Source organism: Mesorhizobium calcicola (assembly GCF_042682105.1).
Classification (GTDB): Bacteria; Pseudomonadota; Alphaproteobacteria; order Rhizobiales; family Rhizobiaceae; genus Mesorhizobium; species Mesorhizobium calcicola.
Genome location: NZ_JBHUGY010000072.1, coordinates 17724 through 33369, shown reverse-complemented (window position 1 = coordinate 33369; position 15646 = coordinate 17724). Strand labels below are relative to the sequence as shown.

Genomic DNA, 15646 nt, shown 5'->3' with positions numbered 1-15646 from the left:
ATGATTTCGCCGCATGCATGACATTTTACCTGTCTTCTCAAACCGTTAGGTGATCACGGCAGATTTCGGAACGTCGCCATCTTTTGTTCGCTCTGAGGGAACTGAAGAGGTACACGGCCATTGTTTTGCGACGTATCAACCGATACGAGTCAAATGATGCAGTGCACAATAAACAGCATGGCGGAGTAACCGGGGTGACCCTTCTGCAAATCTACTGGCGAGCGCTTGGTTATCTAGCCGCGGACAGGAAACGCGTCGCGTTTATCTGTTCGGCCAATGTCGCTCTCGCCATCATCGCCATTCTCGAGCCGATCATGTTCGGACGGGTGATCGATGCGATTTCCGAACGCGGCTCGGTGTTTGCCACGCTTGCCCTGTGGGCTGGCCTGGGTGCCTTCAACATCGTCGCCTTCGTCCTGGTGGCGCGCGGCGCCGATCGCTTTGCCCACAAGCGGCGCAGCGAGGTGCTTTGCGAGTCATTCGAGCGCGTGATCACCATGCCGCTCGCCTGGCATCACCAGCGCGGCACCTCCAATGCCCTGCACACGTTGTTGCGCGCGGTCGAGACGCTGTTCAGCCTGTGGCTTGAATTCATGCGTCAGCATTTGTCGACGGCGGTTGCTCTGTTCCTGCTGATCCCGACCGCGATCAGCATGGATCTGCGCATGTCGATGGTGCTGTTGGCCCTCGGCGTGCTCTATGTCGGCATCGGCCGGCTGGTGATGAAGCGGACCAAGGCAGGTCAGGCCGCCGTGGAGCGCCACTACCACCAGGTGTTCGCGCATGTGACCGACTCAGTCTCCAATGTCGCCGTGCTGCAGAGCTACAACCGCCTCGGCCACGAGGCGGACACGCTGCGCCGCTATGTCAAGAACCTGCTCGACGCGCAGAATCCGGTGCTCGACTGGTGGGCGATGGCCAATGCGCTGCACCGTCTGTCGTCGACGATCTCGATGATGGTGGTGCTGTTGATCGGCGCCTACCTGGTCACCCATGGCCAGCTGCGCATCGGCGACGTCATCGCCTTCACCGGCTTTGCCACGCTGCTGATCGCCAGGCTCGACCAGATGTCGGCGTTCGCCAACCAGATTTCCGAGGCCCGTGCCAAGCTCGAGGACTTCTACCATCTCGAGGACTCCGCGGCCGACGCCGCCGAGCCGGACGGCTTGCGCGATCTCACCAACGTCACCGGCCATGTCCGCTTCGAGAATGTCGGGTTCGAATTCGCCAATTCGGGCCAGGGCATCGACGACGTGTCGTTCGAGGTCCAGGCCGGCCAGACGGTCGCCATCGTCGGCCCGACGGGTGCCGGCAAGACCACGCTCATCAATTTGCTGCAGCGCGTCTTCTCGCCGTCCCATGGCCGTATCCTGATCGACGGCATAGACACCCGCAGCGTGACCCGCAAGTCGCTGCGGCATTCGATCGCCACCGTGTTCCAGGATGCGGGCCTGCTCAACCGCTCGATCGAGGACAACATCCGCGTCGGCCGGGCTGACGCGACCAATGACGAAGTCCATGCCGCCGCCAGCGCGGCTGCCGCGCAGGATTTCATCCTGTCCAAGAGCAATGGCTACGACACGCCGGTCGGCGAACGCGGCGGCCAGCTGTCGGGCGGCGAACGCCAGCGCATCGCCATTGCCCGCGCCGTGCTGAAGGACGCCCCTATCCTGGTGCTCGACGAGGCGACCAGCGCTCTCGACGTCGAGACCGAGGACCGCGTCAAGGAAGCGATCGACGAATTGCGGCGCGACCGCACCACCTTCATCATCGCCCACCGCCTGACCACCGTTCGCGACGCCGATCTGGTCGTGTTCATGGACAAGGGCAAGGTGGTCGAAATGGGCGGCTTCGCCGAACTGTCGATGCGCAATGGCCGCTTTGCCAGCCTGCTGCGCGCCGGTGGCCTGCTCAACGACGAGGAGGTTCGCCGCCTCAGCCGCACCGTGCAGCAACAGCAGGAAGCCGCCGCCTGAGCAGGTGGCGCTTCTGCCTTCTCCCCCTGGGGGAGAAGGAAAGGCGCTATCTCGCCTGCGACACCGCCGCTCGATTGCCCCAGACGCGCCGGCGGTCTATGTAGAGCCGCATGAGCGACACGACTTCACGCCTGACCGGCTGGATGGATCTTGCCAACCCGACGCGCTTCGTCGGGCTGGCGGACAAGATCGTGCCATGGTTGGCGTCCATCGCGGCACTTGTCCTTGCCGTCGGGCTCTATCTGAGCTTCGCCGCCCCCGAGGATTTCCAGCAGGGCATCACCGTTCGGATCATGTACATCCACGTGCCTTTCGCCTGGCTCGCCATGATGTGCTACACGCTGATGGCGATCTCGGCGCTCGGCACGCTGGTCTGGCGGCATCCGCTGGCTGACGTCGCGCTCAAATCCGCCGCCCCCATCGGCGCCGTCTTCACCGCGCTAGCGCTGATCACCGGTTCGATCTGGGGCAAGCCGATGTGGGGCACCTGGTGGGTCTGGGACGCGCGGCTGACCTCGGTCTTCGTGCTGTTCCTGATGTATCTCGGCATCATCGCGCTGACCCGTGCGCTCGACGATGCCAGCCGCGCCGCCTGGGCCGCCGCCATCATCACGCTGGTCGGCTTCATCAACATTCCGATCATCAAATTCTCGGTCGACTGGTGGAACACGCTGCACCAGCCGGCCTCGGTGTTCAGGCTCGGCGGCCCGACCATCGATCCCAGCCTGCTGTGGCCGCTGCTGGTGATGGCCCTCGGCTTCACCGCGCTGTTCTTCGCGTTGCACCTGATGGCAATGCGCACCGAAATCCGCCGCCGCCGGGTTATTGCGATGCGCCGCGTCGCGGCCCGGCAGGCTGAGCGGCAGGCAGGCTGATCAGGATCAACCCTGCTCCGGTGGAGTTTCTTCCCACCCCCTCTGTCCTGCCGGACATCTCCCCCGCAAGGGGGGAGATCGGATGTCGTTTCTGCTTTCGCCAATCACAGACGTTGTAAAGTGAGAGCCGATGGCAAGGCTGCCAATCTCCCTCCTTGCGGGGGAGATGGCCGGCAGGCCAGAGGGGGGTGCTGTCCTGCCAGCGTCTCAAAAGAGGCGCTCACCCCATCCGGCCGCGCGCCGCCACCGGCAGCGTCTCCAGCACCTTGTCGCCGTCGATCAGATTGACCTCGTTGAACAGATTGGTCACCACGCAGCAATGGTCGGGCACGACGCGCACGCGTTCGCCGATGCGCAGCCTGGCATGGTCGGAAAGCGTGACAGTGCCGTGCTCCTCGCTCAAGCCCGTTACCCGCGCCCCCGAAACGCCCAGCAGCTCGCCGAAATCGGCGAGCCCCAGCGTGTCGCTGGACAGTGCCTTGCTGCCGGCATCGAGGATAGCGCGCGTTGCTGTGGGACGGCTGACCACCGTCGACAGCACCGTCAGCGCGCAATCGTCGAGAGTGCCGACGCCTTTGGCGACCTGATAGCGGTCGAGATAGATGTAGGTGCCAGGGCGATACTCGGTGACGACTGATGCCGCGCTGGAGCGCCACATGTCCGGCGTGCCGCCGCTGGAGATGCGGTCACAGGCGAGGCCCGAGGCGGCCAGCGCCTGCCTGGCGTCGGCAAGCCAGGCTTCCGCTTCCGCCGCGCGGCCGGCGGCCGGGTAGGTCATCAGCCCGCCGAAGGCGAGGCCGCCGGCCTTGTCGATCTGTCTTGCCAGCGCAACCGCTTCATCCGCCGTCTGCACGCCGCAGCGGCCCATGCCGGTGTCGAACTCGACCAGCACCGGCAGACGATGACCGGCATCGGTGAAAGTGGCGGCCAGCCCTTCGATGGTCTCCAGACTGTCCGCCGTCACCGACAGGGTGATACGACGATGCAACGCCAGAAGCCGCTCCAGCTTGGCGCGCCCAAGGATGTTGTAGGGAAGAAAAATATCGGTCAGGCCGGCGTCGGCCATCACCTCGGCCTCGCCGATCTTCTGGCAGGTGATGCCGACGGCCCCGGCCGCAACCTGCTTCTTCGCCCAATAGGGCAATTTGTGCGTCTTGATGTGTGGCCTGAGCTTCAGCCCGTTCTTGTCGGCATGGGCCTGGGCGCGGGCAATGTTGGCTTCGGCGCGCGCGGCGTCGATCAGGATCGATGGCGTATCGAGATCGTGGATGGTCGGCATCGTCTGTCATCCCATGGAAATCCGCAGGGTTATGACCCTGAAAGCGCGCGATGTCACGCGGCCAGCGCAGCGGATCGGTGGTCCATGCCAAGGCGCAAGGCGGAGCTGGGCGGCAAGTTGAATCGACACCGCATCGGCGTTCCGCTATGCGATTTGTCGAAAAAATCGACACGAAGGACCATGATCATGAAACGCTCCGCCATCAACGACATCATCCGCGAAGCCGACGCTTTCATTCGCTCGTTCGGCTACATCATGCCGCCCTTCGCTTATTGGTCGCCGCAGGAGGCGAAGGCGCGCCAGATCGATTCCTCGGCCGTGTTCACCTCGCGGCTCGGCTGGGACATCACCGATTACGGCCAGGAGAAGTTCGACGAACTCGGCCTGTTCCTGTTCACCGTTCGCAACGGCCGCTACGAGGACATGAAGAAGGGCATGGGCATGCTCTATGCCGAGAAGATCATGATCTCGCGCAAGGACCAGCTGTCGCCGATGCACCGCCATAACATCAAGGCCGAGGACATCATCAACCGTGGCGGCGGCAAGTTGGTGCTGGAACTGTTCATGCACGATCGCGACGGTGGCATCGATCCCAAGGCCGAAGTATCGGTGCCTGTCGACGGAACCATCCACAGGCTGCCGGCGGGCGGGCTCCTGAGGCTCGACCCGGGTCAGAGCGTCACGCTGCTGCCCGGCGTCTGGCACGCCTTCTGGGCCGAAGGCAAGGATGTGCTGATCGGCGAGGTGTCGACCGTCAACGACGATCTCACCGACAACGTCTTTCGCGAGCCGATCGGCCGTTTCTCCAACATCGACGAGGACGTCGCCCCGGTGCACCTGCTGGTGTCCGACTATGAGAAGTGGCTGGGGTAAGTTCGGGGCTCAATGACAGCAGCCTGGTGTTGACTGTACGCTCGTCCTGCACAGGCACGACGAGCTGATCGGCACGTCCGCCTTGGCCAGCGCCCTGGCAAGATTTGCCTGCAGCGCCGGCAGTTCTTCGGTCTCGCCGCGTCGTTTGAGGCATTCCACCAGCCCGTGCAGCGCCCAGACATTGTTCGGATGCTGGGCGCAGCGTTGCACCTTGCCGCTCAGGCCCAGATCGTCGCGATAGACCTGTTCGGCCTCTTGTGCGTGGCCCTGGTCGAGAAGCAGCGCGGCCAGCGCATGGCGCGGCGGGTGCATCCACGCCCATGGCTCGGTGTAGGACAAATTGTCGTCAAGTTCGACCGCTTGCCGCAGATGGCCGTACGCCTCGTCATGCCGGCCCTGGTGATAGGCAAGTTCGCCGTCGAGAAGAGCCGCGCCGACTGCCAGCGAGGCCCGGGTCGGGTTGCTGAGGAAGCGCCGCTCGGCAGGAATGCCTTCCAGATGCCGGTGGAATTTTTCGCGCTCGCGTTCCGCCTCCGCGAAATGCGTGAGCGTCGCATGCGCCACACCCTTGGCGTAATGCTGCATGGCGCTCGTCAGCACATAGAGGCCGGGCTCTTCGGTCACCGGCTCGTCGATGATCTCCCGCCAGCGGCCGAAGCGCACCTCAACATGCGACTTCATGGCGTGGTAGCCTTCCACCGTCTGGGTGAGCTTTGGCCGGTCGGGCAGGCTGACCACGTCGCGCGTCACCAGGCTGCGCACCTTGTCGGCGGCCCACAGTGCCGCCTTGGACTGGCCAAGGAACATGCAGGTGAACATCATCAGATGCAGGTCGTGGCAGCAGCCGAGCAGGTAGTAGGTCGGCTCGTCGGCATAGGCGAGATAGAGGTCGTTGGCGCGAACCGCCTTTTCGCTGGCAAGCTTCGCCTTCTCATACTCGCCGCACAGCACATAGATATGCCCGGGCATATGGTTCATGTGCCCGGCGTCGGGGCACATTTCGCCAAGCTGATCCGCCGAGCGCATGCCGCGTTCCGGCATGGTGGACATTTCCAAGAGATGGATGTGCAGGTGGACGATCGCCGGATGCTGTGCGATCCCGGCCTCGTCGGCGAGCTGGATCGACCGCTCGCAAACCGCGAGCGCCTCGACCACGTCCGAGTTTGGCGCCGGTGCACCGGTCTTGAGGTTCCAAAGCCGCCGCACCGTGCGCATCATCAGCGCTTCGACCAGCAGCGCCATCACGTCGTGGTCGTCGGGAAAGCTCTGGTAAACCAGCCGCATCGCGGCGGCGTAGGCGTCATCCCACTGCTCGAATTCCGGCGGCGTCACCCGGTGCGGCTTCTGGAAACGGCAGGCCAATGCCTCGATCAGCCGCCTTTCGATCTCGCTGGCGGAAGCAGCAGCGGCACGCGCCAGCCGGACATGCTCGAAACAACGCTTCGTCGCGCTGTTCGCCTCGGCCTCGCCATGCTCCTTCCAGGTCAGGTTGTAGAAAGGCCCGGCGGCATAGGCGATGCCCCAATGCACCATCGGGCAGCCGGGATCCGTCTCCAGCGCCCTCTCAAAGCACTTGATGCCTTCTTCATGGTTGAAGCCGTAGCACCAGTTCAGGCCGATATCGAACCAGCGCTGGGTTTCCGCCGAGCGGGTGGAGATGGGGCGGCGGTAGCTGCCGAGGTTGAAGCGGTCCATGGATTCTCGCGCAAGTCCTGGCCCGTCCTGCGAGCCAGTATTGGATTCATTCGCAATCAATGTGTGCTGAAATGCGCAAGGATGGAACTACAGGTGTTTGACCCAATGCTCTTCCGATACGGACGAGATCGGAACGCCACGGTAGCGCTATTGGCAGGCCTGAAGGATCTTGTTGCCGGACGAGGAGTGCTTCCAAGATCCCGTCGCACCGATGGCGAGGTATTGGACTTCCTGTCGTCTTTCAAACATCCGCTCGCCCCAGCGGCCCGGCGTCGGGGGGGTATCGAGGGGACTGGCGCCGAGCCTAACCGGCTTGCGAGGGGGGGGCAGTGCCGGCTGTCTGAATTGTAAGCCTTTTTATGCGTTACTGCTAATTTAATTCAACGGAGCATGTTCGCAAGCCATCAGAGGCGCGGGGCTTTCGCATCCTGCATCGCTGCAGGATTTCCGGGACGGGTAAATCGGGCCGTTTTCGAGAAATATGTGGCTGGGGTTCCTGGAAGCTTTTCGAACTTTCTGGGTCGCGCCTCAGCCCGAATTGCGGGTGCTCATGGACAACGTAGGGCACTAGATTCGGTTTTTGGATAATTTCGACGGTGTCGAACTCTTGCACGGGTGCCTTGCTGATAGCGCGCGTTAGCACGCTCCTCCAAGTTCTTTACGTCGTGAACGCCGGGCAAGAGTTCACCGTCGGTTAGCTTCGTTCTCCCCTGACTAGACGATTCCGCTTGACCGATGCCATTGACCGATCATGGTTGGCTCATTCGCGCAAGGAGCCGACATAATGCAGCTGATTAATCCGTTCCGCGCTGGGCTTCTCAAGGATTGCGAGAAGGGCGAGCTGATGGTGCTGAGCTACGGGCAGCAACGACCGGCCTATGCTGTGCTGTCGCATTTCATTAGCCCTGACGGCGACGATCTCGCAGTTCTGGCAGTCCTTCGACCGTCAGACCAGGACGTGCCACATATCACGGTGATCAATAGCCACAACGACTGCATCAGCCTCGGATCGAAATGGATATTCGAAGTCGAGATGCCAGATCCGGCTTCCGGTCAAGGATTTGATGATGACGGATCCAGGCCAGGTATAGTGACGATCGCTGGCAACGAGCCCGTTATCAGGCTCGGTCGCGAGCCGGGAGACAGCCGTTCTGCGCCGCGACACTTCAATCTTTCCACGATGCAGGCGGAAGCCGCCGCGCCGCGTGGATACACCGTTTCGGTAGGCAGATGGGCTGTTTGGCTCAATGAGGAGCAACGGAGCAGAGTAAACGCCGAACCGCTGTTTCGGTGGCCTCCGTCGGCGGCCCGGACGCCGGCCTGATGTCACCTCTGCCCATTCCGGAACAGCAAGCGAAACCTTGGGATCGAAGAATACAAGCTCTACGCGGTACGCAAGGCTAGTGAAATTCCGTATCTAGGGCTCGGCCGGAAGCGGTTGGCGCATCGTCCCGCAGTACGACGCCGTCTAGTTGCGCAGCGAAGCTGAAAGCCATAAGGAAGCCCGCTTGGAACGAGGCGGGCTATCCGCCACCCATTGCTTGTGCCAAACCGCCAAGAAGTCCGCCGACTGCAGACCCAATCTTAGCATAGACGTCGGCGCCTAGGCCTCCCTTGGGCGGCTCCTGGATCGTTTTCACGATAGAGTACTCGAGGTCGGATCCCTCCGGTGGCTTGGCTTGGACTATTGCAATTCCCTTCGATGTGAGCTGCACGCCATTGAAGTAATCGCATGGATCGCCGTCTTGAATGCTATCGGTTCGGATCAAACCTTCGTCGATCATCCAGTGAAGGACATCGTTGAAGGTGGCGTGAACTTCGTCCTCATCACCTGCACGATAAAGCATGACCTCCATGGAATTTTCGGCCGAATAGTTGACCTTTCGAAGCCCGTGATCGAGTAAGTCCTTCAAAATGAAGCCGATCGTTTGGAAGTGGTAGTCCAGAGCCATCTATGTTGCATCCCATGTTGCATCGACTCGCCAAGTGTCGCAGCAAACCCTTGAAGATCAACGGTAGCCGGTTGCAACGCGGCGCGATATGCAGGCGCCCAGCCTAGTAGGCTGACCATCCGTCAGGAAAGCAATGTTTGAGGGAGACCGCCACATCGCCAAACTCCACTATCGAGGAGGGCGGTGTTTTACTGTCGGCTACGGTCCGAGTAGACGCTGAGTCGGAAATCCACTATTGAGCGAGCGATAATCAGCTTTTGGCGACGTCCAACTTCGGTGCAAACGTCGCCACATGCGGGACATTCGTAATTTCCCAGCGTTGCCGTCCTTGTTAGGTTACTTCAGGGCGCTGTATACGAGAACACGCCGATGCAGGCCGAACTTAGTGACTGTCGAAAACGTAGGCTTAGCCGATGAGAGTGTGACGAGCGATATACGACAGCTCATCGGCAAATAGAATTCTGCACTTGGTGTCCGTTTACAAGCCACTGTGAGAACCCTCAAAATTTCCATAGTCATTCTGACTTTCTGGAAAGCGGTCGTTTGTGGACGTAGAGCGCGTCGCATGAATCCGTTTGACGCGACGCACTTTAATTCAATTTGCGAGACGATTTTACGGTTTTTTGCGCGGCAAGGGCGTTCTTTCGGCAAGCCTGGAACCAGTGTCTTCTAGCAATTTCTACAACCTCTGAAATGGCCTCCTTGCCGGAAACGTATTTTGCCGCGTTTTCAGACGCCAGTTCATGGAAGCGTCGCTGCTCCTTCTCAAAGAGTTCGACGATCGCCGCCGCTTTGGTTGCGGAGGTTGGCACCTCAATGTTTCCGACCAAGCCGAGTTGGCGCAACATCGACACATAGCGCACCCGCTCATACGACTTCAGATCTACGGCTTTGGTTTTCGTTCGTATCGTTCCCTCTTCAAAAAGCGGGCGCGACACTTGGATCGAGGCGCCTGCCGGGATGTTTACCAACTCCAAAATCTCTTCGTTTGGCAAAAACGCGCGCGGGAAAAGAGAGACTAGATGTTCCAATTCTTCCCACACGCGCTTGCCGGCTGTTTCCGCAGGGCGCTGGTTTCGATTTAGCCCCGTGACATTCATTTGGCGGCGGTTAACCCGCATCTGGGCCTCAACATCTTCGATGTTGCCGCGCCATCTGCCGTAGCTGGCATATAGCGGATCGAGAAAGGCGGCGGCGAGGCCGCGAGACATTCCCAGGGCGACGAGTAGCGAGCTATCGAGGTCGCGCCTGAGCTGCAATACGTTCCCCGTTCGCGACGGACATGGCAGCATCTCACCATTCTCTCGGATCGCTTCGAAGGCAGCCAGCACCAATTTTCGTCCTTGCTCGTCGAACAGACGAATATCAGGTACCTTGATTTTGCGAGCGGCGGGCGGGCCAACGTCAAAGGCTCCTTCCACGCCAGTTGCGACACCTTCAATAAGGCGGCCCATCGCCGCAAACGTGCTGTTGAGCACGGCGCCAATAAGCTCTGAATTGTTTTTGTCGATCGGCTCCGCCCCCACGAAGCGGCCGTTCAGAACCGCCGCATGAGGATTGTGCCAGGCCCCATAGTCATAGGCAGAATTGTAGGGGAGTACCCATTCGCTTGTGACCAAGGAGCGAACCTGCACGTACCAGCCAGCGTCACTGCCGTTACTTTGCACAAGCTCGCCCTGGTGGATCCCGATTAGCTCACCAAGACGCACATACTCGGCCAATCCGTGACGTAGCCTGCCTGACTGCGGGCACAGGTATAGATGCTTCGTGTCCTTCGAAATAGCGAAGAGCCGCGTGTCGCCGACGAATAGCTGATGGGGATTGAGAATAGCGGGACGCAAGTCTGCAGACGCGATTTCCCCACGCCAGCCATCTTGGCCTTCCACTAGAATAATTCCGCGGCGGGACAAAAGCTCCCCGCCAGAACTTGGATTAGGCAAGCGTTCGACGAAGAAAAACCCATCCGCCCCCGTCTTCAAGCCGAGCTTCACGGTGGCAAATGTATGCAGAGGGACAAAGTCCTCCCGCACGGCGAGTTGCAAAGCCATCTTTGGGGCGCGTAAGAACCGAGCTCGCCAAGCCGATCCTGCATAGCCGACGGCAGGGCTGTGATCATCCAATGCTAAAGAGTCTGTGATGTCGGACGAATTCACCATCGCGGACCTATTTTGCGCCCAATACGCGCAACTGCCTTTGCGAGACCGCACTCCAGTCCATATCCGCTCCCTCACCATCTCCACTTAGGGCTAGAATTCGATCGCGGAGCCTGTCCACCGCTCCCATATGTTCGATCGCAGAATCGTGCAGTCCAATCAGGTTGCGCACGGTCTTACGCAGTGTAACAAACCGCACCGTGTTTTCATCCCGCGTTGCCTTATCGGAGCATTGCCGAGCGATTGTTACCACAGTTCCAACGCGCGCTTCGGAAAACCAAGCCTCTGCACCGCTTTCAATAAAAGCTTCAATCGCAAAATTGTTGAGAAGCCATTCCTGCAGCGGCGCACCATAGTCGCTGTCGAGCCACTCGCCAGATGTTAGAAGTGCCAGGTAGCCTCCCGGCTCGAGAAACTGGGCACCATGAAACCAGAAATAGACATGGTAGTTCGCGGATTTTGGCAATTTTTGAGGGGACCGCACGCGACTACCTTTACCAAGCACGCCGGCAACTTCCGCCTGACGCTCCTTTCCCAGCTTGTGGATGCGGATATAGGGCGGGTTTCCTACAACTGCCCGCATCGCAGGCAGGGCGATGGTGACCATCTCCCGCGGCTCTGCGGAGGCATCCAGCGGCAGTTGCATGAACTTGTCGCCTGGCTCGATGCTGAAGAAACTTTTCGTCGCAACGCGCGGGTAGTTATTCTCAAATTCCAGCTGCTTCGCCGCAAGGTTGACCGTCGCGATTGTGGCCGCGAAATGAGACACGTCCACACCGAACAATTCGGTGAGGCGATCTTGATGCGACTGCGTTGGGCAGAGCGCCTTCTTTCTCGTATAAGCGCGAACGAGAAATGTCCCGCCGCCGGCGGCAGGGTCAAGAAGATTTCCTTCACCATTCGGCAGAGCAAAAGAGAGCATCAGGTCTACGACGTCCGAGGACGTATAGTGTTGACCCCATTCATATCGCTCATTTGGTTCGATCAAGCGCTCAAAGAGCCTTCCGAGTATGTCGTGATCGATAGTACTTAAGTCAAAATGCTCAATGTGCTCCACCATCCTCCTCCAGAACGGCACGCAGCTATCAGCTATGAATGCATACTGCGAAACACGATCCCATGAAAATAGGGTCTCGTAGTCTCCGGAGATTCGTCGAGCCTCCCCGAATTGGAAGCTTAGCATCTGGGCCGCCAGCTTTGCATTGGTGGAAGGAGGTGCAGGTAAAGACAGCGCTTCTAATCCAAGCTTTGATCGCCTCAATGCTTCATAGAACAATAAGCGGGTAACGAAGACATAAGCTGTCAGTTTTGCGGCGCGATTAACTTCGGCTTCCCATTTAGCAGGATCGTGCGTCCATCCTTGCTCGTCTACCATCCATTGAATCAATGCGCCTTGGAATGCAGGATCGGATGCGCGCTGCGCATGCATCGCATCTCGGATCGCTGCGACGGGAGCAGTCATCAATTCGCGCAAGGCTTCGACAAAGAGCTCATCAGGAGCCATTCCGGCAGGTTTCGAGAGCCCGGTAATGATAGGGGCAAGATCGTGAAGCGCACTTACCCAGGCCTTGGACATCCGTGTGAGAACGATAGGATCATCAAGCTCTTCGCGGAGAAAGGCCTCCCCGAGCACCTCCTTGTGAACGATCTTTGTAATGAGGGAGCCGGTTTGCTGGGTGTCGATCAGGTAGAGCGATTTAGCATCGGACGTGAACGCCCATCGGCATCCGTGCGCCAGAGCTTTGGACACGGCATCTCGGAGATTTTCAAAATCGAGCGGCGAGGGATTGGCGTGATCAGGAAGCCGAATTTCTCCACATAGCGCCGCTTGATCCCCTTGTATGATCAGGTCGCTCCTCTGCCTGCTGCCCGGTACATGTTCCTCAACTTTCACCTTGTGAAATCGCCACGCCGGATTGGCAGCGGCGGTCTGCTCCCACCACTTGCTGACCTCGGCCGCAAAACCCCATTCATTCACGATTAATATCTCCGTACGTGCACATTGGTTACGCCGGAGAGCTTTCGGAACAATTAACCATCTAAATATTAGATTTAATTGGATATTGCTTTGTCAGACTAGGGCCCATTTTGGGGAAGTCCGCTAAGGTTGGCTGTCCAGTTCTTAGGCACGCGCCAGGTTCTATGGCTCCAGTTTCTTGCACCGAACGCGCCATGGTGGCCTGTGCCCGCGCGCATGGCGCGCTTGCCACTCGGAACAAGGAGTGAGCACAATGAACACGACGACCATCATCAACGGAGAGGGCAATAGTAAGCAGAAGCCGACGTCCAGCGGCTTTCTCGTTAATATCTCGCGTGGCGAGAATCGGTCGGGACATATCGGAATCATTTTCGCGTCCAGGCGGCCGACGCGGTTCCGCCTCGCCGTCTTGGGACATTAGATTTGGGGAAGATCGACGTTCTGCCGCGCGTGCTTTTCTCGCTCATGCACGTCAGCTCGATCCCCACTGTAGTTCCACCTCCTGAACGGTGGCCATGCGCGTCAGACTGGACGTTATCGCAACTCTTACCCTACCACAGCAGTTTTCGTAGGACGCAAATCCCAGGGGAGGCAATGGGTGGCGGACGGAGTGCCCTGCAAATGACGCCAAGCAAGGCTGGCGCAGAGTTTCTGACCTCTGTACGTATGCAGCGATATTTTGCTGCTATCCGGTACCCAGCCGACTAGTGTATTCGGAATTTGGCTGGGAGGGGACTGTGACGGAAGAAAAACGGAAATTCGCTCTTTATTTGGGCGCTGCAACGGCGACGCGACAGACAATTCTTTCTGCTTCATTCCTTGCCAAGATTGAAGAAGGCGAGGCAGAGAAGCTAGTGCCACACAACGCCGGTGACGCCGACTACGATGCTTACTTCATGGTGTCTAAGGCTAAGACGCCACGCTGGATGCAGATTTTATCTGGTGTGTTTAATATGCCACAGTTCAAGAAGGGTAGTCCGGCCTCAGTTGTAATTTTCGAGGAGGCAGGACGTATATTCGCGGTGACCTTTGGATACGGGTCAAAGCTATTGAACGAGTATCAAGTCGAAGGCGACTTTGGTATTAAGGTAGCTATCAACGCTGTTGCCGATACGGCATTGAAGGCCGTCCAAAAATCAAATGTCGCCAGCGCTATTCAGCAATTCGCGCAGTCTGCCTTCAAAGCCCGCTTCGGTTCATTTGGCGGGCAGAACAAGTTTGAGATTCTGAAACGCGTATCCGGCGCGGTGGCTGCGGACGACGACCTGAATTCTGTGGTGGGCGCTGCGGGCCTTTCTCTCACAACGAAATTGAATTTCGCTGACATCAAGCAGATCGCAAGCAAGGCTCTTACTTTCTATGCGTCCGACGCTTACAAAAAGACTGCCTTTTCCGTGGTTGACGAATTTAAGCCGGTGTTGGCTTTGGCGGAGGTAGAGCGGCTCGATGCTCTGCTATTACAGAGCGTTCAGAGTCAGCAGAGTACCTTTGAAATATGTCTCCCCCAATTGAATGTTGAGGATAGCGGATACGTAAAAATATATGGCTCGGGTTTGAAGGGCGATTTCCCGGACGTTAGTCTCGATCTTTACAAGACATCGTTCGATAATCTGGGCGACATAACTCTTGCTGACCTGAAGGACGATAGCGTCTGTCTCTACAACGACGAACACGTCAACGTGGGGAACTGGTCGGTCTATAAGTGCCTGATAGGTGGCCTCGATGATGCTGACGGGACCCGCTTCGTACTCAACGATGCGCACTGGTACATTCCGTCGGAAGCTATTGTTCAGTTGGTGGAGAAATATTTTGATGATCGTAAGGCAGCCTCAGATCCGAAGCTCGCGACGTTTGAGGTTACGGAATGGGAAAAAGAGGTAGGCAAGAAGGGTAAGACCAAAGCCGTGCCCGTTTACGAACGCGAGGAGACTTATAACGAGCGAGTAGCCAATGATTCGGGATATGTGCTGTTCGATCAGATATGGCACGTGGCAGACGATGGCACTTTTCAAAAGCTAGAAGTCTGTGATTTATACGATCCTGTGAGGCTGCGGATGATCCATGTGAAGCGCACATCCCGTCAGCCGAGCATGCTATCTTACCTATTTGAGCAAGGACAGCGGGCTGCCGATTTGTGGCAGAGAGATGATGTGAGAGCTCAGTTTATCGCCCGCGTCAGAGCCGAAGCAGGCGATGCGGCCGCGGACAAGCTGGCTGCAGTAGCCCTTGAACCTGGCGCATTGATCATAGAATTTGCAATTGCCGATCATGAGAATGCGCAAGGGCATCACACCATTCCGTTCTTAGGTAAGCTCTCGTTCGAGAATAAGGCGCGGGATGTGGAGCTTCGTGGGTTCAAGTCGCAGGTACGTTTCATTACGTTAGAGAAGCCTCACGCGATTTAGCCGTATGAGGTTTTGCGGTGAACGCAGGATATGTGGGTGCTACCGTGCCGGAACCGCAATCTCGGCAAAGGGATCATTGCGCTCCAGTTGCATGCCTACGCCCCGTCGTGACATTCGGCATCAAGCCTGGCGAGCGAAAATCGCCGCGAGACTGCTATTTTGATCTTTAGAGTTTGTTGCGGTGCAAAAAAAACCAGAGAAAAGCCGAGAATATATGCACTGCGAGCATTTGTTGACAAAGCTCAATCCCAAAGCCATTTCGGGACAATACCCGGGTTTCATTGACTGTACTGTTGACTTTCAATAGTGGCCGTGGATATTCCGTTTGCAGTGAACATCCCGGTGCCGCTACAAAATTGAATCATACGTCATCGGGGACGACTCACAAGCCGGTAGATCAGATCGTGCGATCATGCCGGGCCGGCAAGGTTCCCTTGTCCGGAATGGGGGCACGCCGGAA

Annotated in this window: 10 protein-coding genes; 5 read left to right on the top strand and 5 right to left on the bottom strand. The window is 58.6% G+C overall.

Annotation, left to right across the window (positions count from 1 at the left end):
- Positions 1-194: 194 nt before the first annotated feature.
- On the top strand, positions 195-1976 hold the full coding sequence (locus tag ACFSQT_RS35865) for a glucan ABC transporter ATP-binding protein/ permease (RefSeq protein ID WP_379026766.1): 1782 nt from the start codon (positions 195-197) through the stop codon (positions 1974-1976).
- A gap of 110 nt (positions 1977-2086) precedes the next feature.
- Positions 2087-2851, top strand: a complete 765-nt coding sequence (locus ACFSQT_RS35860) for a heme ABC transporter permease (RefSeq protein ID WP_379026765.1) — start codon at positions 2087-2089, stop codon at positions 2849-2851.
- Positions 2852-3071: 220 nt separating this feature from the next.
- On the opposite strand, the gene ACFSQT_RS35855 is transcribed toward ACFSQT_RS35860, so the two are convergent.
- A complete protein-coding gene (locus ACFSQT_RS35855; RefSeq protein ID WP_379026764.1) occupies positions 3072-4130 on the bottom strand; it encodes a D-TA family PLP-dependent enzyme in 1059 nt (352 codons plus the stop codon).
- A 186-nt stretch (positions 4131-4316) separates the two neighbouring features.
- On the opposite strand from ACFSQT_RS35855, the gene ACFSQT_RS35850 reads away from it, so the two are divergent.
- A complete protein-coding gene (locus tag ACFSQT_RS35850; RefSeq protein WP_379026763.1) occupies positions 4317-5003 on the top strand; it encodes a D-lyxose/D-mannose family sugar isomerase in 687 nt (228 codons plus the stop codon).
- A 9-nt stretch (positions 5004-5012) separates the two neighbouring features.
- Here the strand turns inward: ACFSQT_RS35850 and ACFSQT_RS35845 are convergent, their stop codons facing one another.
- Positions 5013-6698: a tetratricopeptide repeat protein gene (locus tag ACFSQT_RS35845; RefSeq protein ID WP_379026762.1), complete on the bottom strand. Its 1686-nt coding sequence runs from the start codon at positions 6696-6698 to the stop codon at positions 5013-5015.
- Between the two features lie 784 nt (positions 6699-7482).
- Here ACFSQT_RS35845 and ACFSQT_RS35840 point away from each other — a divergent pair.
- Positions 7483-8022 carry a hypothetical protein gene (locus ACFSQT_RS35840; RefSeq protein WP_379026761.1) on the top strand — a complete coding sequence of 180 codons (540 nt, stop codon included), beginning with the start codon at positions 7483-7485 and terminating at the stop codon, positions 8020-8022.
- A gap of 199 nt (positions 8023-8221) precedes the next feature.
- Here ACFSQT_RS35840 and ACFSQT_RS35835 read toward each other — a convergent pair whose 3' ends face one another.
- From ACFSQT_RS35835 to ACFSQT_RS35825, 3 genes are all read right to left on the bottom strand, one after another.
- The gene (locus ACFSQT_RS35835) at positions 8222-8650 is read right to left on the bottom strand and encodes a hypothetical protein (RefSeq protein ID WP_379026760.1); all 429 of its coding nucleotides are present in this window, start codon (positions 8648-8650) and stop codon (positions 8222-8224) included.
- A gap of 590 nt (positions 8651-9240) precedes the next feature.
- On the bottom strand, positions 9241-10698 hold the full coding sequence (locus tag ACFSQT_RS35830) for a hypothetical protein (protein WP_379026759.1): 1458 nt from the start codon (positions 10696-10698) through the stop codon (positions 9241-9243).
- A gap of 115 nt (positions 10699-10813) precedes the next feature.
- Complete coding sequence (locus ACFSQT_RS35825) at positions 10814-12781, bottom strand: HsdM family class I SAM-dependent methyltransferase (RefSeq protein ID WP_379026758.1); 1968 nt, start codon at positions 12779-12781, stop codon at positions 10814-10816.
- A 737-nt stretch (positions 12782-13518) separates the two neighbouring features.
- Here ACFSQT_RS35825 and ACFSQT_RS35820 point away from each other — a divergent pair.
- Positions 13519-15186, top strand: coding sequence for a TIGR04141 family sporadically distributed protein (locus ACFSQT_RS35820; protein WP_379026757.1), 1668 nt, complete (start codon positions 13519-13521; stop codon positions 15184-15186).
- Positions 15187-15646 lie beyond the last annotated feature (460 nt).